Below are 20524 nucleotides of genomic sequence, written 5' to 3'. Positions count from 1 at the left end.
GGGGCGCGGCGGCCGGACGGTGCGTCAGTGTTCGACACCCTCCTGGAGCTCCTGTCCCCTGAGCAGGAACCAGGCGGCCGCCGCGGTGGCCAGCAGGACGGCTGCGCCGACGCCGGAGGCAAGCCGCAGGCCGTCCACGAAGGCCTCCTGGGCGGCGCCGACCATGGCCGACGCGGTCTGCGGGTCCAGGGCGCGGGCGGCCTCCACCGCGCCGCCGAGCGACTCGTGGGCGGCGTCGGCCAGGGGGGCGGGGACGGAGGCCGGGGCGGTGAAGCCCTGGTAGACGCCGGTGACGACGGAGCCGAGCAGGGCGATGCCGAGGGCCGCGCCGAGTTCGTACGCGGTCTCGGAGACGGCCGAGGCGGAACCGGCCTGTTCCTTGGGGACGCTGGAGAGGATGACGTCGGCGGTGACGGTGAAGGAGAAGCCCGCGCCGAGTCCGACGACGAGCAGGGCGGCACCGAGCAGCGGGTAGCCGCTCTCGCGGTGGATCACGGTGAGCGCCCCGAGGGCCAGGCCGATCGCGGTGAGCCCTCCGGTCACGATGACGCGTACGGAGTACCGGCGGGCGAACCGGCCCGCGACCAGGCCGGTGGCCACCGCGCCGATGGCGGCGGGCAGTTCGGCCAGGCCCGCCTCCAGCGGATCGCGGCCCTGGACGAGCTGGAGGAACTGGGAGAGGAAGAAGACGAGGCCGGAGAGGCCGAAGACGGTCAGGAGGTCGGCGAGGACCGCGCCGGAGAAACCGCGGTGCCTGAAGAGCCGCATGTCGAGCAGCGGGGACGCCAGGGCGAACTGGCGGCGTACGAAGGCGTACAGGCAGGCGGCGCCGAGGAGGGCGGCGATCCAGACGCCCGGGACGGCGCCGTGGGTGGCCCCTTCCTTGACGGCGTAGACGACGCCGATGACGCCGACGAGGGACAGGCCGACGCTGAGCAGGTCCCAGGGGCCGGCGACCGGGTTCTTGGACTCGGGCAGCAGCCGGATCCCGACGAGGACCAGGGCGATCATCACCGGGAGGTTGATGAGGAAGACCGAGCCCCACCAGAAGTGCTGGAGCAGGGCCCCGCCGACGACGGGTCCGACGGCCGCGCCGGCGGAGGCGGTGGCGCCCCAGATGCCGATGGCGAGGCTGCGCTCGCGCGGGTCGTGGAAGATGTTGCGGATCAGCGCGAGGGTGGACGGCATGAGGGTGGCGCCGGCGACGCCGAGCAGGGCGCGGGCCGCGATCATCATCTCGGGGCTGGACGCGTAGGCGTTCAGGACCGAGACGGCGCCGAAGGCGGTGGCGCCGCTGAGGAGCAGCTTCTTGCGGCCGATCCGGTCGCCGAGGGAGCCCATGGAGACGAGCAGGCCGGCGATGACGAAGGAGTAGATGTCGCCGATCCACAGCAGCTGGGTGCCGGTCGGCTTGAGGTCCTCGCTGAGGGAGGGCGTCGCGAGGCCGAGTACGGTGGCGTCCACCGCGACCAGCAGGACGGCCAGGACGAGCACGGAGAGGGCGAGCCAGCGCCCCGCGCTCCTCCCCTCCGCCCCCGTCCGCCGGTTCAGCTGTTGCGTTCGGCTCATCACTCCACACTCCGTCGGGCGCCGCCGAGCAGCAACTCGGTGATCATGTACTGGAAGTCCTTGGCCGCGACCCGGCCGTCCATGACGGCCCAGGCGCAGGTGCCGATGAGGCCGTAGAGGGCCTCGGTGAGCCAGGCGGGGCTGAGGTCGATGCGGATGTCGCCCTCCTGCTGGCCGCGCCGGAAGAGCGCGCCGACGCGGGCGTCGAGGCGGGCCCAGCCCTCGTTGACCTGGTCGCCCTCGAAGAGCTGGTTCTCGGTGACGAGGAAGGCCAGCAGCTGGGCGTTGGGCTCCGCCTCGGCGATCAGGCGCTTCAGGGCGTCCACGGCGGTGTCCTCGTCGAGGCGGGCCCGGTCGAAGGCGCCTTCGAACTCGCGGATGCCGAGGTCTTCGAGGGCCCGTACGAGGGCGTCGCGCCCGGCGAAGTGCCGGTGGAGGGTCGCGCGGCCGATGCCGGCGGCGCGGGCCACCTCGTCCATCGTGGCGGTCGACTTGCGGGAGAGCAGGGCCGCCGCGTCGCGGAGCACCTGGTCACGATCCATAGCCATGAGACAAGCCTACCCCGAATGAGACGCGCGCGTCTCACAAGCCTGTTCGATCAATCGGAAGACGAGCCGCCCGACCGGGCGGCCGGAGAGGAAACCCGGAGCCATGAAGCCACTGCTGCTCATCGACGTCGACGGCCCCCTGAACCCGTACGCCGCCCAGGCCGAGCGCCGCCCCGAGGGCTACACCACGCACCGGATGCGGCCCACCGGCTTCACCGCGGGCAAGCCGCTGCGGGTCTGGCTGAACCCCGACCACGGAGCGGAGCTGCTCGCGCTGGCGGACGCGTACGACCTCGTCTGGGCCACCACCTGGAAGGACGAGGCGAACGACTGGATAGGGCCGCGCCTGGGGCTGCCGCGGCTCCCGTTCATCGACTGGCCGCAGATGCACGGCCGTGCACCGCGCGGCACCTTCTGGAAGACCCAGTACGTCCTCGAGTACGCGGGCGCGCGGCCCTTCGCCTGGATCGACGACGACATCACGGCCATGGACCACGAGTACGTCGACCAGCGCCACCCGGCGCACGCCCTGCTGATGTACGTGGACGAGCGGATCGGCCTGACCCGGCCGGACTTCGACGCCCTGGCGGACTGGGCGCGCTGACCTTCCCGCCGCCCCTGCGGCGCACCGGGCCCGGCACGCCGCAGGGGCGGTACGGGCCCGGGGCCCGTACCGCCCCTGCGGGCACGGCGGCTACTGCTTGTGGACCGCCCAGGCGTGCTGGATGACCAGGTCGGCCTTCAGCTCGGTGAGCTGGGTCGCGACCGCGGACGGGGCGGTGCCGCCGCGGCCGTTGCGGGAGGCGAGGGCGCCGGCGACGTTGAGGACGGTGCGGACCTCGGGGGTCAGGTGCTCCGAGATCTTCGCGAACTGCTCGTCGGTGAGCTCGTCCAGCTCGATCCCCTGCGCCTCGCACTCCTTGACGCACTCGCCGGCCACCTCGTGCGCCACCCGGAACGGCACGCCCTGCTTGACCAGCCACTCGGCGATGTCGGTGGCGAGCGAGAAGCCGGCCGGGGCCAGCTCCTCCATGCGCTCCCGGTTGACCGTGAGGGTGGCCATCATCCCGGTGAAGGCCGGAAGCAGCACCTCCAGGGTGTCGCAGGAGTCGAAGACCGGCTCCTTGTCCTCCTGGAGGTCCCGGTTGTAGGCCAGGGGCAGCGCCTTCAGGGTCGCGAGGAGGCCCGTCAGGTTGCCGATGAGGCGGCCCGACTTGCCGCGCGCCAGCTCCGCGATGTCCGGGTTCTTCTTCTGCGGCATGATCGAGGAGCCGGTGGAGAAGGCGTCGTGGAGGGTGACGAAGGAGAACTCCTTCGTGTTCCACAGGATGATCTCCTCGGCGATCCGGGACAGGTTGATCCCGATCATCGCGGTGACGAAGGCGAACTCGGCGACGAAGTCGCGCGAGGCCGTGCCGTCGATCGAGTTCCCGACCGAACCCCGCTCGAAGCCCAGGTCGGCGGCGACCGCCTCCGGGTCCAGGCCGAGCGAGGAGCCGGCCAGGGCCCCCGAGCCGTAGGGGGAGACCGCGGTCCGGGTGTCCCACTGCCGCAGCCGCTCCGCGTCCCGGGACAGGGCCTGCACGTGGGCCAGCACGTGGTGGGCGAAGAGGACGGGCTGCGCGTGCTGGAGGTGGGTCCGGCCCGGCATCGCCACGTCCGCGTGCGCCTCGGCGAGGCCGACCAGCGCGTCCTGGAGGTCGGCGATCAGCCCGCCGATGGTCCGCGCGTGGTCGCGCAGGTACATCCGGAAGAGGGTGGCCACCTGGTCGTTGCGGGAGCGCCCGGCGCGCAGCTTGCCGCCGAGGTCGGGGCCGAGCCGCTCCAGCAGGCCGCGCTCCAGGGCGGTGTGCACGTCCTCGTCGGCGATGGTGCCGGTGAAGGAGCCGTCGGCGACGTCCGCTTCGAGCCGGTCGAGGCCGTCGAGCATGCGCTCCAGCTCGTCGGCGGTGAGCAGCCCGGCCTTGTGGAGCACACGGGCGTGGGCGCGCGAGCCGGCGATGTCGTACGGCGCCAGGCGCCAGTCGAAGTGGACGGACGCGGACAGCTTCGCGAGGGCCTCGGACGGGCCGTCGGCGAACCGGCCGCCCCAGAGCCGGACGTCACCGTGGTTGCTGCTCACAGCTACTGCTCCTCAGGAGGGTGGTGGTGCGACGGGCTCCCCGCCGCGCAGGAAGCGGAGAGACCGTCTCGGTACAGCGTCAAACGATTCACGGCGCGATGCGACGCGCGACCGGCCGGGGTGTAGGCATAACTATGCATTGCTCCGTATGTTTCGTCAATCGAGCTCCGAGGGCCCGCCGCTGACCAGCCCCTTTATCGCGAGCGCGGGCCGGGGGCGGCCGCCTACGATCGCGCGAGCGGAACGACCCCGGGGAGGGCACATGTGGAGCGCGGCCGAGAACGCGTCGTGGGGGCGCAACGTGGCCAGGGGGCTGCTGCACGGCGACGCCTCGCCGGTGGCCGCCAGGCTCGCCGGGAACGGCCCGGACGCCTGGATCGCCTTCGACCGGGAGGTCCGCCGGGCCCTGCGCTCCCCCGGCACCGAGACCGGGGCCAAGCGCCTGGAGGCCCGGCTGTGCCACCCCGACGGGCGGGTCCGCATGGCCGCCCTCGCCGCGTGGCGCAACCCGCCGCTGCCGCTCCTGGTGATCCGGTGCGCCGACTGGGTGCCGCAGGTCCGCGACCGCGCCCGCAGGGTCCTCGGCAGGGCGGTGGCCAAACACCCCGCCGAGGTCCTGCTCGGCCTGACCCCGTTCGTCCTGCGCCTGGGCGGCCGCGATCACGGGGGCTGGGCGGTGGAGCAGCTGGAGGCCGCCCTCAGCGGCCGCTACTCGCTCCTCGCCGCCTGGTGGCGCCCCGGGCGGCCGTGCACGACGTGGAGCTGGAACGCGCTGACGCCGGAACAGCGCGACCGCCTCCTGGAGGCCCTGTGCGGGGCGGCCGACCTGACGACCCGCCGGTTCGGCGTCCGCGTGGCCCTCGCCGCCGGGCGGTTCGGCGTACGGGAGACCGCCCGGCGGGCCGCCGTCGAGCCCGACCCGGTGACGGCCCGGATGTGGACCGACGCCGCCCTGGCGGCGATGGCCGCCGACGGGCCGGACGACGGGGCGGTCGACGCCCTGCTCGGCTCCCGCTTCGCGGCGGTACGGGCCGCCGGGGTCACCGCGCTGCGCCGGGCCGGGCGGGCGGCGCAGGCCGTGGACCACCTGGCGGACCGGGCCGGCCGCGTACGGGCCTGCGCCCGCTGGCTGCTGCGGCAGGCCGGCGGCGACCCGTACGCGCACTACCGCGAGCTCGTCACGGACCCGGAACGGGTGAGCGCGTACGCGGTGACCGGCTTCCGCGAGGTGGCCGGACCGTCCGACGGGCCGCTGCTACACGCCCTGCTGGACCACCCCGACGGCGCGGTACGGGCCGCCGCCGTGGCCGCGCTCCGCCGGCTGGGCCTCACCGTCGGGGACGCGGCCCTGCTCGCGATGCTGGAGGACCCGTCCCCCTCGGCGGCCCGCGAGGCCGCGCTCAGCCTGCTGCCCGGGGCCGGCCGGCTGGACGCCGCCGCGCTGGCCGCCCGTACCGGCCCCGAGTGGCCCGCGCACACGCGAAGGGCCGCGTTCCGGATGCTGCGCGGGCGGGGCGGGAGCGCCGAACTGCGGGCCTCCGTCGCCATGCTGACGGACCCCGACCCGGGCCTGGGCAGGCAGGCGCGGGTCACCGTCGTCAACTGGAACTGGCTCAGCACCCTGGACGAGGGCGAGGCGCATCAGGCGGAGCTCGGCGCACTGCTGGCGCGCGCCGCCCGGCTCCTGGACCTCCACCAGTTGCGGCTGTGAGCCCCTTCGACGGCCTGCCTGCGCGGCCGCCGGCCCCGTCGGCCGTACCGTCTGGGGTGTGCTGCGTACCGCTCTGCTCACGGGCTCGCTGGTTCTCGCCGGGCTCTTCCCGTACGGTCCCGATCCGCTGCCGGCCCGCCTCGCCGACACCGGCGGCGGCAGCCAGCTGATCACCGCCGTCGCGCCCGCGCCCGGATCCACGACGGGGACGCTGACCTGGTGGGACCGGCGCGCGGGCCACTGGTTCGAGGCGGGCAGCGCGCCCGCCCGGTTCGGCGCCAACGGGCTGACGGAGGGCGGCTCCCGGGTCCAGGGCACGAACACCACCCCGACGGGCCTGTACGAGCTGCCGTACGCCTTCGGCACCGCGCGCCCGCCGGCCGGTACGGAATACCGATACCGGCGGGTGACGGACCGTTCGTGGTGGTGCCAGGACAACGCCTCCGCCGCGTACAACCGCTGGACGGAACCGCTGCCGGCCGACTGCGCGCCGGGCGAGGCGGAGCACCTGGTGGCGTACCAGGAGCAGTACGCGCACGCCCTGGTCATCGCCTTCAACTACGACCGGCCCGTACGCGGCCGGGGCGCGGGCATCTTCCTGCACGTGAACGGCAAGGGCGCCACGGCCGGCTGCGTCTCCGTCCCGCACCGGGCCATGCGCGCGATCCTGCGCTGGGCGGACCCCCGCCGCCGCCCGCACATCGCGATCGGCACGGAGGCCGGCGCCCTGGCCGTGACCCGGTACTGAAGGGAGCCGCTAGCCCTCCTTCTGGGCCAGGCGCAGCAGGTGGTCCGCCAGGGCCTGGCCGCCCGCCGGGTCGCGGCTGATGAGCATCAGGGTGTCGTCGCCCGCGATGGTGCCGAGGATCGCGTGAAGTTCGGCCTGGTCGATGGCCGAGGCGAGGAACTGGGCCGCGCCGGGCGGGGTGCGCAGGACCACGAGGTTCGCCGACGCCTCCGCCGAGATCAGCAGTTCCCCGGAGAGGCGCCGCATGCGCTCCTCCTTCGCCGACTCGCCGAGCGGGGCCTGCGGGGTGCGGAAGCCGCCCTCGCTGGGCACCGCGTAGATGAGCTCGCCGCCGGTGTTGCGGATCTTGACCGCGCCCAGCTCGTCGAGGTCGCGGGAGAGCGTCGCCTGGGTGACGCTCAGCCCGTCGTCGGCGAGCAGTTTGGCCAGCTGGCTCTGGGAGCGGACCGGCTGCCGGTTGAGGATGTCCACGATCCGGCGGTGGCGGGCGGTCCGGGTCTGCGGAACGGAAGGGCCGCCGTTCTGCTCGGGTTCCTGGGCCTGGCTCATCGTCGTCTCATTCTCCGGATCGTCCCGCTTCGTCGAGGAGGCCGGGCAGTGCCCGGACGAACGCGTCGACCTCGGCCTCGGTGATGACGAACGGGGGCATCAGCCGTACGACGTCGGGGGCGGGCGCGTTGACCAGGAAACCGGCCTTCTGGGCCGCCTGCTGCACCTGCGGTGCGAGCGGCTCCGTCAGCACGATACCCAGCAACAGCCCCGACCCGCGGACGTGGGACACCAGCCCATGGGCGGAGGCTTCGATTCCGGAGCGCAGCCGCTCGCCCCGCGCCTTGACCCGGTCGAGCAGCCCCTCGGCGGCGATGGTGTCGATCACGGCGAGGCCGGCGGCGCAGGCGACCGGGTTCCCGCCGAAGGTGGTGCCGTGCTGGCCCGGCTGGAGCAGCCCGGCGGCCGGGCCGAAGGCGGCCACCGCGCCGATGGGAAGCCCGCCGCCGAGGCCCTTCGCGAGCGTGACGAGGTCGGGCTCGACCCCCTCGTGCTGCTGGTGCTCGAACCAGGTGCCGCAGCGGCCGATGCCGGTCTGGACCTCGTCGAGGGCGAGCAGCGTCCCGGTGGCCCGGGTGATCTCACGGGCGGCCGTCAGGTAGCCGGCGGGCGGGACGACCACGCCGTTCTCGCCCTGTACGGGCTCGATCAGGACGAAGGCGGTCTCCTCGGTGACGGCGGCCCGCAGGGCCTCCACGTCGCCGTACGGGACGTGCGTGACGTCGCCGGGCAGCGGCAGGAAGGGCTGCTGCTTCGCCGGCTGGCCGGTGAGCGCCAGGGCGCCCATGGTCCGGCCGTGGAAGCCGCCGCCGGTGGCGACCATGTGGGTCCGCCCGGTCAGCCGGCCGATCTTGTAGACGGCCTCGACCGCCTCCGCGCCGGAGTTGCAGAAGAAGACCCGGCCCTCGCGGCCGAAGAGCTGGAGCAGCCGCTCGCCGAGCGCGAGGACGGGCTCGGAGGCGTAGAGGTTGGAGACGTGGCCGAGGGTCTGGATCTGGTCGGTGACGGCCGCGACGACGGCGGGGTGGGCGTGGCCGAGCGCGTTGACCGCGATCCCGCCGACGAAGTCGGTGTACTGCCTGCCGTCCGCGTCCCAGACCTGTGCGCCCTCACCGCGTACGAGGGCCAGCGCGGGGGTGCCGTAGTTGTTGGTCAGCGCACCCTGCCAGCGGGTGCGGTACTCCTCGTTGCCGGTGGTCACCGGGGATCCCCTCCCTGTCCGTCGGGCACGACCATCGTGCCGATTCCCTCGTCCGTGAAGATCTCCAGCAGGATCGAATGCTGGACCCGCCCGTCGATCACGCGGGCGGTGGTGACGCCGTTGCGGACGGCGTGCAGGCAGCCCTCCATCTTGGGCACCATGCCGCTGGACAGCTCGGGCAGCAGCTTCTCCAGCTCGCTGACGGTCAGCCGGCTGATGACCTCGTCGCTGTTGGGCCAGTCGGCGTAGAGGCCCTCGACGTCGGTGAGGACCATCAGCGTCTCGGCGCCGAGGGCGGCCGCGAGCGCGGCCGCCGCCGTGTCCGCGTTCACGTTGTAGACGTGGTGGTCGTCGGCGCTGCGCGCGATGGAGGAGATCACCGGGATCCGGCCGTCGGCCAGCAGCGCCTCGATCGCGCCGGTGTCGATCGCGGTGATCTCGCCGACCCGCCCGATGTCGACGAGCTCGCCGTCGATCTCCGGGCTGTGCTTGGTGGCGGTGATGGTGTGGGCGTCCTCGCCGGTCATGCCGACGGCGAGCGGCCCGTGCTGGTTCAGCAGCCCGACCAGCTCGCGCTGGACCTGGCCCGCCAGCACCATCCGTACGACGTCCATGGCCTCCGGGGTCGTGACGCGCAGGCCCGCCTTGAACTCGCTGATCAGGCCCTGCTTGTCGAGCTGGGCGTTGATCTGGGGGCCGCCGCCGTGCACCACGACCGGCTTGAGGCCGGCCTGGCGCAGGAAGACCACGTCCTGGGCGAAGGCGGCCTTGAGGTCCTCGTCGATCATGGCGTTGCCGCCGAACTTGATGACGACGACCTTGCCGTTGTGGCGGGTCAGCCAGGGCAGGGCCTCGATGAGGATCTCGGCCTTGGGGAGCGCGGTGTGCTTCCTCGCGGTGCTCATGAGCTGTACGCGCTGTTCTCGTGGACGTACTCGGCGGTCAGGTCGTTGGCCCAGATGACCGCGGACTCGGTGCCGGTGGACAGGTCGGCGGTGATGCGGACCTCGCGGTCCTTCATGCTCACCAGGTCGCGGTCCTCGCCGACCGAGCCGTTCCGGCAGACCCAGACCCCGTTGATGGCCACGTTCAGCCGGTCCGGGTCGAAGGCCGCCTTGGTGGTGCCGATGGCGGACAGCACCCGGCCCCAGTTGGGGTCCTCGCCGTGGATGGCGCACTTGAGCAGGTTGTTGCGGGCGATGGACCGGCCGACCTCGACCGCGTCCTCTTCGCTGGCCGCGCCGACGACCTCGATGCGGATGTCCTTGCTGGCGCCCTCGGCGTCGCCGATCAGCTGGCGGGCGAGGTCGTCGCAGACGGTCCGCACGGCGTCGGCGAAGTCCGCGTACGCGGGCGCCTGGCCGGAGGCGCCGGAGGCGAGCAGCAGCACGGTGTCGTTGGTGGACATGCAGCCGTCGGAGTCGACCCGGTCGAAGGTGGTGCGGGTCGCGTCGCGCAGTGCCTTGTCGAGGGTGGGGCCGTCCAGGTCGGCGTCGGTGGTGAGGACGACGAGCATGGTGGCCAGGCCCGGGGCGAGCATGCCCGCGCCCTTGGCCATGCCGCCGACGGTCCAGCCGTCCCGGGTGACGGTGGCCGTCTTGTGCACCGTGTCGGTGGTCTTGATGGCGATGGCGGCGTCCTCGCCGCCGTCGGCGGACAGGGCGGCGGCGGCCGTCTCGATGCCGGGGAGCAGCTTGTCCATGGGGAGCAGGACGCCGATCAGGCCGGTGGAGGCGACCGCGATCTCGCCGGCGTTGTGCTCACCGCCGAGGACCTGCGCCACCTTTTCGGCGGTGGCGTGGGTGTCCTGGAAGCCCTTGGGGCCGGTGCAGGCGTTGGCGCCGCCGGAGTTGAGGACGACGGCGCTCACGGTCGCGCCGCGCAGCACCTGCTCGGACCAGCGGACGGGGGCGGCCTTGACGCGGTTGGAGGTGAAGACGCCCGCCGCGGCCAGTCGCGGCCCGTTGTTGACCACGAGGGCCAGGTCGGGGTTGCCGTTCGCCTTGATCCCGGCGGCGATGCCCGCCGCCGTGAATCCCTGTGCAGCCGTCACGCTCACGGCGCCACTCCAATCGTGGAAAGACCCAGCGCCTCCGGGAGCCCGAGGGCGATGTTCATGCTCTGCACCGCGCCGCCGGCGGTGCCCTTGGTGAGGTTGTCGATCGCGCTGATGGCGATGATCCGCTGGGCGGACCCGTCGTAGGCGACCTGGAGGTGGACGGCGTTCGAGCCGTACACCGCCTTGGTGGTGGGCCACTGGCCCTCGGGGAGGAGCCGCACGAAGGGCTCGTCGGCGTACGCCTTCTCGTACGCGGCGCGCACCGACTCCGCGGTCGTGCCGGGGACGGCCTTGGCGGAGCAGGTGGCGAGGATGCCGCGCGGCATCGGCACGAGGGTGGGCGTGAAGGAGACGGAGACCCGCTCCCCGGCGAGCGGGGAGAGGTTCTGCACCATCTCGGGGGTGTGCCGGTGGGCGCCGCCGACGCCGTACGGGGTCACGGTGCCCATCGCCTCGGAGCCGAGCAGGTGCGGCTTGAGGGCCTTGCCCGCACCGGAGGTGCCGGTGGCGGCGACGATCACGGCCTCCGGCTCGGCGAGGCGCGCCTGGTAGGCGGGGTAGAGGGCGAGCGTGACGGCGGTCGGGAAGCAGCCGGGCACGGCGATGCGCCTGGTGCCGGCGAGGGCGGCCCGGCCGCCGGGGAGCTCGGGGAGCCCGTAGGGCCAGGTGCCGGCGTGCGGGGCTCCGTAGAAGGCGTCCCAGTCGGCGGAGTCCTTCAGCCGGTGGTCGGCGCCCATGTCGACGACGAGCACGTCGTCGCCGAGCTGCGCGGCGACGGCGGCGGACTGTCCGTGCGGGAGCGCCAGGAAGACGACATCGTGGCCGGCGAGGACCTCGGGGGTGGTCGCCTCCAGGGTCCGGCCGGCGAGCGGGACGAGGTGCGGCTGGAGCGGTCCGAAGGACTGGCCGGCGTTGGAGTGCCCGGTCAGCGCACCGATCTCCACCTCGGGGTGCGACAGCAGCAGGCGCAGGACTTCACCGCCCGCGTATCCGCTCGCTCCGGCCACCGCTACACGTACCACCATCGGACCCTCCTCCTCGATGGCATGACTATACGTACCTATGCAGTTTTATGCAAAGCCCTTCCGGTCCGGCGGCGCCCTGTGCGACAAGGGGCCCTGTGCGACAAGGGGCCCTGTGCGACAAGGGGTCCTGTACGACAAGGGTCCTGCCTCAACACTCCCGCTCGTACTCGACCTGCTCAAGCGGATGGCCGTCGCCGAAGTCCAGGGCCCGTACGCCACCGGTCCCGGCGAAGCCGCACTTGGCGTAGAAGCCGCGGGAGCGCGGGGTGTCGCGCAGGGTCCACAGGTGTACCCGGGCGAACCCGTCGGCGCGCAGGCGCTCCAGCGTCGCCGCCATCAGCACGGCGGCGACGCCGCTGCCCCAGCCGTCGGGATGGCCGTAGAAACTGAGGATCTCCGCGAGGCCGCTCCGGCTCCCGGAGGCACCCGACCAGGACATCGCCAGGGGGCGGCCGTCCACCTCGGCCAGCAGGAGCGTCCGCGGATCCTCCGCGAGCCGCCGGTGCCAGCGGGTGCGGCGACTGCGAACGCCCTCGGCGGCGAATGCCGGCGCGAAGAAGGGGGCGTAGGCGGCCTCCCACGCGGCGGCGTGGATCTCGCCGACGGCGTCCCCGTCGCCCGGGCCGGCGGCACGGACGGCGATCATCCGGCGACCGCCGGCCCGGCGCCGAGCGGGTGGCGGACCCATACGTTCGGCTCCAGGTAGACCGCGCGGTCGTGCTCCGGGTCGCAGTGGACGGTGCTGAGCGCCCCGGGCACGCGGACCGGGCCCGGGGTGTCGAAGGGCAGTCCGGTCCACTGGCGCCACTCGTCGAGGGTGCCGCTGATGGTCATCGACACCGGGGCCACCGAGTCGATGACCGCCCCCGCGCGGACGTGGACCCGCAGCCAGGGGTCGTACGGCAGCCCGTCCTCGCGGGTGCGGTACGCGTACTCGGACATCGGCGTGTCGGGCTCGGCGGGCTTCCCGTTGGGCCGCACCGGGGCCACCACCTCCGTGAACCCGGCCGCACGGGCGCCCTCCCGCATGGCGGCGAGCATCCTGCCGGACAGGCCCTCGCCCTGCCGGCCGGCGTCGACGGAGATCTCCAGGGCGCTGACCGTGTCGGGCCGCACCCCGCGCCGCTGGTCGGAGAAGGCCCACATCAGGACCCGGTCCCAGCCCTGCCCGGGCAGCTCCCCGCCGCGCTCGGGCGTGTGCAGGGCGAAGGGGACGCTGAAGGCCCGCGCCACCACAGCGTCGCCGTCGGTGGCGACGAACACGTACGCGGGGAACTCGGCGACCAGGCGCGGGTAGAGCAGCCAGGCCAGCGGGTCGTGCCGGGCGAACTCCGGCCAGGAGTCCTTCATGTCCCAGAGGCGGGTGGCCAGTTCGGGGCGGCGGTCCAGGGAGGTGATCTCCAGCTCGGTCATGTGCGCAGGCTAGGGGTGGCGTCCGGATCACCTCAACAGGGTTTGGGCCGCTTCCGCCGGCCCGCTCCGCGCCCCGCCGAGGAGCCCCTCGGGCAGGCCGCCGCGCAGCCGCTGCACCGCCTCCACCAGTTCCCCGGGGCCCGGCACCCCCGCGAAGCTCATCCGCACGTGCGCGGCGGGCGGTTCGGCGCAGAAGTACGGACGGCCCGGGGTGACCGCGACCCCCGCGCGCAGGGCGGCCGCCGCGAAGCCGGCGTCGTCGCCGTCGCCGCCGGGGCGCACCCACAGCTGGAAGCCCCCCGACGGCAGGTGGGCGAGCTCGGCGCCGGGCAGCTCCCGCCGCAGGGCGCCCGCGAGCACCTCGCGCCGGTGGCGCAGCTCGGCGGCGACGGCCCGCAGGTGACGCGGCCAGGCGGGCGCGCCGACCAGTTCGAGCGCGGCCTCCTGGAGGGGGCGGGGCACGAAGAAGCTGTCGACGATCTGGATGGCCCGCAGCCGGTCCAGCACCGGGCCGCGGGCGGCGAGGGCGCCGACGCGCAGGCTGGGCGAGGTGGCCTTGGTCAGGGACCGCACGTGGACGACGACCCCGTCGCGGTCCTGGGCGGCGAGCGTCGCGGGCAGCGGACCGGCGTCCTCGTGGGCCAGGGCCCGCGCGTAGTCGTCCTCGACCACGAAGGCCCCGGCGGCGCGCGCGATGCGCAGCACCTCGGTGCGCCGCGCGGCCGACAGCACGGCACCGGTCGGGTTCTGGAACAGCGGCTGGCATACGAAGACCCGTGCGCCGGTGGCTTCGAACGCGGCGGCCAGCAGCTCCGGCCTGACCCCTTCGGCGTCCACCGGGACGGGTACCGGCCGGCAGCCGGAGGCGCGGGCGATGGCCAGCAGGCCGGGGTAGGTGGGCGACTCGACCAGGATCGGAGCCCCCGGCGGGGCCAGCGCCCGTACGGCGGTGGTCAGGGCGCTCTGCCCGCCGGCGGTGATCAGCACGTCGGCGGCGCCCACCGCCCCGACCGCGCCCCCGATCTCCCGGGCGAACCAGTCGCGCAGCTCGGGCAGCCCCTCCAGGGGCGGACGCCCCCACGCGCCGGGCCGGCGTCCGGCGCGGGCCAGGGCCGCCGCCATGGCCCGCTCGGGCTGGAGCGAGGGGTGCAGGTAGCCGCCGTTGAGCTCGATGACCCCGGGCGGCGGGAGGGCGAGCGAGTTCACGACCCCGGCGGCGTCCACGGAGCGCGGGACGACCTCCCCGGCGCCTTCGGCGCTGAGGGCGACCTCCTGCCAGGAGGTGTCGCCGGGCGCGGGGTCGGCCGTACGGGGGCGGGCGCGGAAGGCACCCGCGCCGGGCCGGGTGACGACGAGTCCCTCGGCGGCGAGCTGCGCGAGGGCCCGGGAGACGGTCACGGGGCTGACCCGGTAGCGCTCGACCATGGCCCGGCTGGACGGGAGCTTTCCACCTACCGGATAGCGGTCGAGTTCCGACCTCAGGGATTCTGCCAGTTCGGCCACACTGCTACGCTCGTACATGACAGCACAGAATAGCGCTACTCGCCCGACCTCGATAGCAGTCCAGGGGGAGGGACGCACCTCCGGACGTACCGGCCTCCGCGGCGGCACCGCCCTGGCCCTCCTCGGGGTCGTCGCGTTCTCGCTGACCTTCCCCTCCACGGCCTGGGGTCTGCAGAGCTTCGGCCCCTGGTCGCTCGTCGCGCTGCGCAGTGTGCTGGCCGCCGTGATCGCCGGCGCCTTCCTGCTGGCCGGACGGGTGCCGCTGCCGGCCCGCGAGCACTGGGCGGGCCTGGCCGTGGTCGCCGCCGGAGTGGTGGTCGGCTTCCCGCTGCTGACCACCCTCGCGCTGCAGACCTCGACCACCTCGCACGCCGCCGTCGTGGTGGGCCTGCTGCCGCTGACGACGGCCGCCCTGTCGGCCCTGCGCACCGGAGCCCGTCCCTCGGGCCGGTTCTGGGCGGCGGCCGTCGCCGGCGCCGCGGTGGTGCTCGGCTTCACCCTGGCCCAGAGCGGCGGCTCCGTCTCGGCGGGGGACGCCTACCTGTTCGGGGCGCTGCTGGTGTGCGCCGCCGGTTACACCGAGGGCGGGCGCCTGGCCCGGGCCATGCCGGGCTGGCAGGTGATCGGCTGGGCGCTGGTGATGTGCCTGCCGCTGACGCTGGCCGGCTCCGCGTTCGGGCTGGCGTCCGAGCCGGTGCACCTGACCTGGCACGGCGTGGCCGGACTGGTGTGGGCGGCGGCCGGCTCGACGTTCCTCGGGCTGTACGTCTGGTACCGGGGGATGGCCGAGATCGGGGCGCCGCGCGCCAGCCAGCTCCAGCTCGCCCAGCCGCTGCTGACCCTGGTGTGGTCGGTGGCGCTGCTGGGCGAGCGGCTGTCCCCGGCCACACCGCTCGCCGCCTGCGCGGTCCTGGTCTGCATCACCGTGACCCAGCGGGTCAAATAGCCACGTATCGGCCTAAACTTCTAGCACCGGATCGGACCGGCTCCGAGGGAGGTCAGCAGATGCGCGCGACCGAGGGCGACCAGCTGGTGCAGCACGGCAGGATCGTGGGGCAGCACGACAGGGTGGGCGAGATCGTCGAGGTCCTGGGCGAGAACGGCGCTCCTCCGTACCGGGTGCACTTCCCGGACGGGCACGACGCCGTCATGTCCCCCGGCCCCGACTGCGTCGTACGCCACCCGGACGAGGCCGAGGGCAAGGCCACGACCACCCCCTGGCACTGACTCAGTTCGGCGGGACGGCCGTCGGGTAGTGGTCGGCGACGACCCTGGCCAGCGCCCCGTTGGGGTCCGCGACCGCGTACTTCGCCGAGAAGTAGGCGTGGCCGCGGACCTGCGGGTGGCGGCGGGCGAAGGTCAGGTGCCGGGACAGTTCCGCGGGGTCGCGCCAGGCTGCGGTGGAGCTGTGGGCGTCGCAGCGGTACAGCGCCTCGCCCACGTACAGGTCGACCCCGGTGCCCGCGACCGTCTTCGCCCACCAGGGGACGACCGCGGCGTAGTCGGCCTGGGGGTGCCCGATGTGCCAGTACGCCTGCGGCGCGATGTAGTCGATCCAGCCCTCCAGGACCCACCTGCGGGTGTCCGCGTAGAGGTCGTCGTAGGTCTGGACGCCCGCCCGGGTGGCCGAGCCGAGCCGGTCGGTGCCCTGGTTGCGCCACACCGCGAAGGGGCTGACGCCGAACCGCGCCGCCGGGCGGACGGTGCGCAGCCGCTGGGACATCTCGTACACGAGGGTGTCGGTGTTGTGGCGGCGCCAGGCGGCGCGGGTGGCGAAGGAGCCGCCGTACTCGTCGTAGGCCTCGTCGTCGTCGAAGTACTCCCCCTCCACGGGGTACGGGTAGAAGTAGTCGTCCCAGTGCACCGCGTCGACGGGGTAGCGGGAGACGGCGTCGAGCATCGCCTCCTGGACGAAGGTGCGCACCTCGGGCAGGCCGGGGTTGTAGTAGAGCTTGCCGCCGTAGGGGACGGTCCAGTCCGGGTTGCGGCGCGCGGGGTGCGAGGAGGCGAGCCGGGAGGGGTCGGTGTGGTTGGCCACCCGGTACGGGTTGAACCAGACGTGCAGCTCCAGCCCGCGCGCGTGCGCCTCGGTGACGGCCGTGCCCAGCGGGTCCCAGCCCGGGTCGCGGCCCTGCACGCCGGTCAGCCACTGCGACCACGGCTCGTGCGTCGAGGGCCACAGGGCGTCGGCGGCGGGCCGGACCTGGAGGATCACCGCGTTGAGCCGGCGCGCCACGGCCGTGTCGAGGAGCGCGATCAGCTCGGCGCGCTGCTTCCGGGCGGACAGGCCGCTCTCGGAGGGCCAGTCCACGTTCTGTACGGAGGCGATCCACATCCCCCGGAACTCGGCGGCCCCCGCCCGGCGCCCGGCGGCGGGCGGGGCCGGGCGCCCCCCCGGTGGGCCCGCCGGATCCCCCGCCGCTCGCGCGCCCGCCGCCGCGGCCGCCGGCCGCGCCCCTGCTCCCGCACCCGCTCCGGTCCCCGCCGCCGCTGCCGGGCCCCCGGCCGTGGCGGCCAGCGCGCCCGCGGCACCCGCGAGCAGCCCCCGCCGTCCGATCTGCGCCATGTGACGACTCCGTCCCTCTCCGTGACATTGTCCTACGTGGGCACAGCATGCCCGCCCCGCTCCGCCGTCAGGGGCAACGCGGGAGTAACGTCGGGGGGCGTGGCGGGCGCCGGAATGCAGTTACCACTGCCGAACACGGGGGACCCGCGCGATGGATGAGCAGCGAAAGGCACGATGTGACGGACCTCTCTACCCCCCTGACCGACATCGCAAAGGTCGGCGTGGTGGGCTGCGGCCAGATGGGCGCGGGCATCGCCGAGGTGTGCGCCCGCAGCGGTCTTGAGGTGAAGGTCGCCGAGACCACCGGCGAGGCCCTGGAGATCGGCCGGGCCCGGCTGACCAACTCGCTGGCCAAGGCCGCCGAACGCGGCAAGATCAGCGAGGAGGAGCGGGACGCCACCCTGGCCCGCCTCACCTTCACCACCGACCTCGGCGAGTTTGCCGACCGCGACCTCGTCATCGAGGCGGTCGTCGAGAACGAGCAGGTCAAGACGGAGATCTTCCAGGTCCTCGACCAGGTGATCACCCGCCCGGACGCCATCCTGGCGTCCAACACCTCCTCGATCCCGCTGGTCAAGCTGGCCGTCGCCACGTCGCGGCCGGACCAGGTCATCGGCATCCACTTCTTCAACCCGGCGCCGGTGCAGAAGCTGGTCGAGCTGATCCCCGCGCTGACCACGGGCGAGGAGACCGTCAAGCGGGCCGAGGCCCTGGTACGGGACGTGCTGGGCAAGCACGCCGTCCGCGCCCAGGACCGGTCCGGTTTCGTCGTCAACGCGCTCCTCGTGCCGTACCTGCTGTCCGCGATCCGGATGTTCGAGTCGGGCATCGCGAGCCGCGAGGACATCGACAACGGCATGGAGCTGGGCTGCGCCCACCCGATGGGCCCGCTCAAGCTGTCCGACCTGATCGGCCTGGACACCATCGCCTCGATCGCCGACTCGATGTACGCCGAGTACAAGGAGCCGCTGTACGCCGCTCCCCCGCTGCTCCAGCGCATGGTCGACGCGGGCCGCCTGGGCCGCAAGACGGGCTCGGGCTTCTACCCGTACGGCTGACGACAGCTAGGGCCGGCCCCGTCGCAGGTGGTGCAGCAGGAGCAGCCCGGCCGCCATGTTGGCGGCCGGGATCTCCCCGCGCGCGATCATCTCCGGGACGAGCGCCAGGGGCACCCACGCGCGGCGTGAGGACTCGAAGCCGTCCTCCGGTTCGCCGACGTACGCGGCCCCGTCCGCCCAGTAGAGGTGGTGACGGGCGTCGGTCAGCCCGTTGGAGGGCTCCACGGTCATCAGGTGGTGGAGCGGGCCGGGCCGCCAGCCCGACTCCTCCTCCATCTCCCGTGCTGCCGCCGCCTCCACGGACTCCCCGTCCTCGACCACGCCGGCCGGCAGCTCCCAGCCCCAGCTGTCGGTGATGAACCGGTGCCGCCACAGCAGCAGCACCTCGTCGGCCTCGTTGACGGCCGTGGCGACGGCGACCGGCCGCAGCCGGATGACGAAGTGGTCCAGGTGCCGTCCGTCGGGGAGTTCGACGTCCGCCAGGTTCACGTCGAACCAGCGGTTCTTGTACACGGTTTGCTCACTCAGGTTCGTCCACTGCACGGTAGTGCCACCTTTCGCATCCGTTGGTGGCAACATGGCAGCAGTTCGCGCCCTCACAGGGGAACGCGGAGCGCCCCGTCGATGAGGTGCGCGGTCTCCTCGGCACCCGCGCACCCGCTGCTCAGCAGCTGTCCCCGCACCGCCCGCAGCCGGTCCCGCAGGCGCAGCGACTCCATCCCCTTGGCCCGCTCGGCCATTTCGGCCGCCGACGCCACCGCCCGGTCGGCCTCCCCCTGGCGCAGCTGGATCTCGCACAGCATCGCGAGGCGGTGCACCCGCCCCCGGTCGTGCGCGGGGGTCCCCGCCGCCTCGGCCGCCTGCTCGTGCGCCCCGTCGAGGTCCCCCAGGCTCAACAGCGCCTCGGCCACCTGTACGTTGACCAGCCCGGGCTGGACGTAGCCGGTCTCGGCGGGCTCGGCGGCGGGCCGGATCCGCTCGGCGGCCGCCTCGGCGCGCCGGATGCAGGCCAACGCGGCGGAGGAGTCGCCGAGTTGCGCGTACGCCTTGGCCTGCATCGCGTACAGGTCGGCGCCCAGCGCCGGGGTGGTGTCCCGCCCGGCCGCCCGCAGCGCGGCCTCGGCGAAGGCGATGGCCTGGCGGTACTCCCTCAGGTGCAGCGACTGGTTGACGAGCAGCGCGATCACGTACGCCCCGAGCCCGCGGTCCCCGCTGGCCTTGGCGAGCCGCAGCGCCTGGTGGAAGTAGCGCTGGGCGAGGCCGTGGGCGTCGCAGTCGTACGCGCAGATCCCCGCGACCGCCACCAGGGAGCCCGTCGCCCGGTGCAGCGGGCGGCCCACCTCGTCGGAGTAGCTCCCGCGCAGCATCGGGGCGGTCTCGCTGCCGAGGAAGCGCACGATCCGGGCCCGGGTGGCCATTCCGCCGGCCCGGCGGTACATCAGCTCGTAGTGCGCGCGGGCGGCCCGCAGGATCTCGATGTGCTCGGGCCCGATCCGGTGCGGTCCGTCCCGGGACACGTCGGCGTCCTCGGGCGGGTTCTCCCACTCCCACACCGGGATGACGGCCGGGGTGCCGGTGAGGGCCCGCGCCGAGAGCTGCGCGGGCCGGCCCAGCTCGTCGGAGCGCCACAGGGCGGTGGCGCCGTCGACGAAGCCGCTGAGCCGGGTGGTGTGCGGGCTCGGCCCGCCGGGGATCCCGAGCCCGATGTCGTCGAGCCCGACGGGCCGGTGCAGCCGCCCGCCGAGCACCTCGCAGATCAGGTCGGGCACCTGGCCGCGGGGGCGCTGCCCCTTCAGCCAGCGGGAGACCGCGGTGTGCTCGTAGCGCAGCGCGAGTCCGCGGGACCGGCCCGCCTGGTTGACGTGCGCGGCGAGGCCGGCGCGGGACATGCCCGCCTCGGCGAGGAGGGCGTCGAGCAGGGCGTTGGGCTGCATGGGCCCCTCCAAGGGCTCGTCGGCATCAGGCTAGTGGCTGGGCCGTGCGCGCGGGGGCGTTCCGCGGTTCCTTCACACGGGGTGTGAAGCGAGTGCGCGCATAAATGCGTTGCGCACCCTGCCGCGCGGGGGCCCGGGAACGGTTCACTGAAGAGCCTCGCCAAGGAGGCCGCCCGGTCGTCGGCTCCCCCTCGTACAGTGCGACGACCCGGCACCGCGCCGCCCGCTCCTGCTGTCTGCCCGACACTCCATGGCAGGCGCGGGCGGCGCTCCACGGCTCCGCCGGGGCCCGGTTGGTCGCCGGGCCCCCGCCGGAGCCGGGCCGGTTCCGCACCGGGTCCGTCCACCGGCCCGGTGCGGAGCGGCTCCGCCGGTGACACGGATCCGCCCGGGCCGTACCACTCCCCCCGGCCGGGCGGGTCCGCACCGGTCGTGCGCGGTCGGCGCGGCACCCTGGGGCCGGCGGCGTCGGCGGTGGGGCCGCCCTCCCGGTGCCGTGCACGGCGCGCACGCCCGCA

General features: G+C 74.1%; 20 protein-coding genes. 6 read left to right on the top strand and 14 right to left on the bottom strand.

The window, feature by feature from the left end; all coding sequences use genetic code 11:
* Nucleotides 1–24: 24 nt before the first annotated feature.
* Nucleotides 25–1569, bottom strand: a complete 1545-nt coding sequence (locus ACZ501_RS22390) for an MFS transporter (RefSeq protein ID WP_361609486.1) — start codon at nucleotides 1567–1569, stop codon at nucleotides 25–27.
* Nucleotides 1569–2117, bottom strand: coding sequence for a TetR/AcrR family transcriptional regulator (locus ACZ501_RS22385; protein WP_361609488.1), 549 nt, complete (start codon nucleotides 2115–2117; stop codon nucleotides 1569–1571). The genes ACZ501_RS22390 and ACZ501_RS22385 overlap by 1 nt, the downstream gene beginning before the upstream one ends.
* A 103-nt stretch (nucleotides 2118–2220) precedes the next feature.
* On the opposite strand from ACZ501_RS22385, the gene ACZ501_RS22380 reads away from it, so the two are divergent.
* On the top strand, nucleotides 2221–2721 hold the full coding sequence (locus ACZ501_RS22380; protein WP_361609490.1) for an HAD domain-containing protein: 501 nt from the start codon (nucleotides 2221–2223) through the stop codon (nucleotides 2719–2721).
* 90 nt (nucleotides 2722–2811) lie between these two features.
* On the opposite strand, the gene argH is transcribed toward ACZ501_RS22380, so the two are convergent.
* Nucleotides 2812–4239 (bottom strand): argininosuccinate lyase, encoded by a 1428-nt coding sequence (argH, locus tag ACZ501_RS22375; RefSeq protein WP_362465148.1) that lies wholly within the window; start codon nucleotides 4237–4239, stop codon nucleotides 2812–2814.
* 262 nt (nucleotides 4240–4501) lie between these two features.
* On the opposite strand from argH, the gene ACZ501_RS22370 reads away from it, so the two are divergent.
* Both ACZ501_RS22370 and ACZ501_RS22365 read left to right on the top strand, forming a co-directional pair.
* The gene (locus ACZ501_RS22370) at nucleotides 4502–5950 is read left to right on the top strand and encodes a HEAT repeat domain-containing protein (protein WP_468797521.1); all 1449 of its coding nucleotides are present in this window, start codon (nucleotides 4502–4504) and stop codon (nucleotides 5948–5950) included.
* Nucleotides 5951–6011: 61 nt separating this feature from the next.
* Nucleotides 6012–6698, top strand: a complete 687-nt coding sequence (locus ACZ501_RS22365) for a L,D-transpeptidase family protein (protein WP_468797711.1) — start codon at nucleotides 6012–6014, stop codon at nucleotides 6696–6698.
* Between the two features lie 9 nt (nucleotides 6699–6707).
* On the opposite strand, the gene ACZ501_RS22360 is transcribed toward ACZ501_RS22365, so the two are convergent.
* The 8 genes from ACZ501_RS22360 to ACZ501_RS22325 all read right to left on the bottom strand — a co-directional run bounded on the left by ACZ501_RS22360 (nucleotide 6708) and on the right by ACZ501_RS22325 (nucleotide 14466).
* Nucleotides 6708–7247 (bottom strand): arginine repressor, encoded by a 540-nt coding sequence (locus ACZ501_RS22360; protein WP_007263124.1) that lies wholly within the window; start codon nucleotides 7245–7247, stop codon nucleotides 6708–6710.
* A gap of 7 nt (nucleotides 7248–7254) precedes the next feature.
* Nucleotides 7255–8448, bottom strand: a complete 1194-nt coding sequence (locus ACZ501_RS22355) for an acetylornithine transaminase (protein WP_362465154.1) — start codon at nucleotides 8446–8448, stop codon at nucleotides 7255–7257.
* Nucleotides 8445–9353, bottom strand: coding sequence for an acetylglutamate kinase (argB, locus tag ACZ501_RS22350; RefSeq protein ID WP_215149655.1), 909 nt, complete (start codon nucleotides 9351–9353; stop codon nucleotides 8445–8447). The genes ACZ501_RS22355 and argB overlap by 4 nt, the downstream gene beginning before the upstream one ends.
* Nucleotides 9350–10507: a bifunctional glutamate N-acetyltransferase/amino-acid acetyltransferase ArgJ gene (gene argJ, locus ACZ501_RS22345; protein WP_468797518.1), complete on the bottom strand. Its 1158-nt coding sequence runs from the start codon at nucleotides 10505–10507 to the stop codon at nucleotides 9350–9352. Before argJ ends, argB begins: the two co-directional genes overlap by 4 nt.
* Complete coding sequence (gene argC, locus ACZ501_RS22340; protein ID WP_361607241.1) at nucleotides 10504–11532, bottom strand: N-acetyl-gamma-glutamyl-phosphate reductase; 1029 nt, start codon at nucleotides 11530–11532, stop codon at nucleotides 10504–10506. The genes argJ and argC overlap by 4 nt, the downstream gene beginning before the upstream one ends.
* A gap of 148 nt (nucleotides 11533–11680) precedes the next feature.
* On the bottom strand, nucleotides 11681–12178 hold the full coding sequence (locus tag ACZ501_RS22335) for a GNAT family N-acetyltransferase (RefSeq protein ID WP_361607238.1): 498 nt from the start codon (nucleotides 12176–12178) through the stop codon (nucleotides 11681–11683).
* Nucleotides 12175–12945, bottom strand: a complete 771-nt coding sequence (locus tag ACZ501_RS22330) for an N-acetyltransferase (protein ID WP_468797515.1) — start codon at nucleotides 12943–12945, stop codon at nucleotides 12175–12177. The genes ACZ501_RS22335 and ACZ501_RS22330 overlap by 4 nt, the downstream gene beginning before the upstream one ends.
* Before the next feature lie 27 nt (nucleotides 12946–12972).
* Nucleotides 12973–14466, bottom strand: coding sequence for an aminotransferase-like domain-containing protein (locus ACZ501_RS22325; RefSeq protein WP_468797512.1), 1494 nt, complete (start codon nucleotides 14464–14466; stop codon nucleotides 12973–12975).
* On the opposite strand from ACZ501_RS22325, the gene ACZ501_RS22320 reads away from it, so the two are divergent.
* Entirely contained in the window at nucleotides 14465–15394 is a 930-nt protein-coding gene (locus ACZ501_RS22320; protein WP_468797509.1) for a DMT family transporter, read from the top strand. The genes ACZ501_RS22325 and ACZ501_RS22320 overlap by 2 nt on opposite strands.
* Nucleotides 15395–15453: 59 nt before the next feature.
* Entirely contained in the window at nucleotides 15454–15675 is a 222-nt protein-coding gene (locus tag ACZ501_RS22315) for a DUF1918 domain-containing protein (RefSeq protein WP_361607226.1), read from the top strand.
* 1 nt (nucleotide 15676) lies between these two features.
* On the opposite strand, the gene ACZ501_RS22310 is transcribed toward ACZ501_RS22315, so the two are convergent.
* On the bottom strand, nucleotides 15677–17014 hold the full coding sequence (locus ACZ501_RS22310; RefSeq protein ID WP_468797506.1) for a glycoside hydrolase family 10-like protein: 1338 nt from the start codon (nucleotides 17012–17014) through the stop codon (nucleotides 15677–15679).
* Nucleotides 17015–17211: 197 nt separating this feature from the next.
* On the opposite strand from ACZ501_RS22310, the gene ACZ501_RS22305 reads away from it, so the two are divergent.
* Nucleotides 17212–18072, top strand: a complete 861-nt coding sequence (locus tag ACZ501_RS22305; protein ID WP_468797708.1) for a 3-hydroxybutyryl-CoA dehydrogenase — start codon at nucleotides 17212–17214, stop codon at nucleotides 18070–18072.
* Nucleotides 18073–18078: 6 nt separating this feature from the next.
* On the opposite strand, the gene ACZ501_RS22300 is transcribed toward ACZ501_RS22305, so the two are convergent.
* Together ACZ501_RS22300 and ACZ501_RS22295 are read right to left on the bottom strand one after the other, a co-directional pair.
* Nucleotides 18079–18615 carry an NUDIX hydrolase gene (locus ACZ501_RS22300; protein ID WP_361607217.1) on the bottom strand — a complete coding sequence of 179 codons (537 nt, stop codon included), beginning with the start codon at nucleotides 18613–18615 and terminating at the stop codon, nucleotides 18079–18081.
* Nucleotides 18616–18668: 53 nt separating this feature from the next.
* Complete coding sequence (locus tag ACZ501_RS22295; RefSeq protein WP_468797503.1) at nucleotides 18669–20006, bottom strand: transcriptional regulator; 1338 nt, start codon at nucleotides 20004–20006, stop codon at nucleotides 18669–18671.
* Between the last annotated feature and the right edge of the window lie 518 nt (nucleotides 20007–20524).

Source organism: Streptomyces sp. NPDC034085, from assembly GCF_055575555.1.
The sequence above is the reverse complement of the archived record's forward strand: the minus strand, read 5'-3'. Positions and strand labels throughout refer to the sequence as shown.

Coding starts and splice junctions, on each gene's coding strand:
- ACZ501_RS22390 (WP_361609486.1), bottom strand. CDS start 1,569: ATGAGCCGAACGCAACAGCTGAACCGGCGGACGGGGGCGGAGGGGAGG.
- ACZ501_RS22385 (WP_361609488.1), bottom strand. CDS start 2,117: ATGGCTATGGATCGTGACCAGGTGCTCCGCGACGCGGCGGCCCTGCTC.
- ACZ501_RS22380 (WP_361609490.1), top strand. CDS start 2,221: ATGAAGCCACTGCTGCTCATCGACGTCGACGGCCCCCTGAACCCGTAC.
- ACZ501_RS22370 (WP_468797521.1), top strand. CDS start 4,502: ATGTGGAGCGCGGCCGAGAACGCGTCGTGGGGGCGCAACGTGGCCAGG.
- ACZ501_RS22360 (WP_007263124.1), bottom strand. CDS start 7,247: ATGAGCCAGGCCCAGGAACCCGAGCAGAACGGCGGCCCTTCCGTTCCG.
- argB (WP_215149655.1), bottom strand. CDS start 9,353: ATGAGCACCGCGAGGAAGCACACCGCGCTCCCCAAGGCCGAGATCCTC.
- argC (WP_361607241.1), bottom strand. CDS start 11,532: ATGGTGGTACGTGTAGCGGTGGCCGGAGCGAGCGGATACGCGGGCGGT.
- ACZ501_RS22335 (WP_361607238.1), bottom strand. CDS start 12,178: ATGATCGCCGTCCGTGCCGCCGGCCCGGGCGACGGGGACGCCGTCGGC.
- ACZ501_RS22330 (WP_468797515.1), bottom strand. CDS start 12,945: ATGACCGAGCTGGAGATCACCTCCCTGGACCGCCGCCCCGAACTGGCC.
- ACZ501_RS22320 (WP_468797509.1), top strand. CDS start 14,465: ATGACAGCACAGAATAGCGCTACTCGCCCGACCTCGATAGCAGTCCAG.
- ACZ501_RS22325 (WP_468797512.1), bottom strand. CDS start 14,466: ATGTACGAGCGTAGCAGTGTGGCCGAACTGGCAGAATCCCTGAGGTCG.
- ACZ501_RS22315 (WP_361607226.1), top strand. CDS start 15,454: ATGCGCGCGACCGAGGGCGACCAGCTGGTGCAGCACGGCAGGATCGTG.
- ACZ501_RS22310 (WP_468797506.1), bottom strand. CDS start 17,014: ATGGCGCAGATCGGACGGCGGGGGCTGCTCGCGGGTGCCGCGGGCGCG.
- ACZ501_RS22295 (WP_468797503.1), bottom strand. CDS start 20,006: ATGCAGCCCAACGCCCTGCTCGACGCCCTCCTCGCCGAGGCGGGCATG.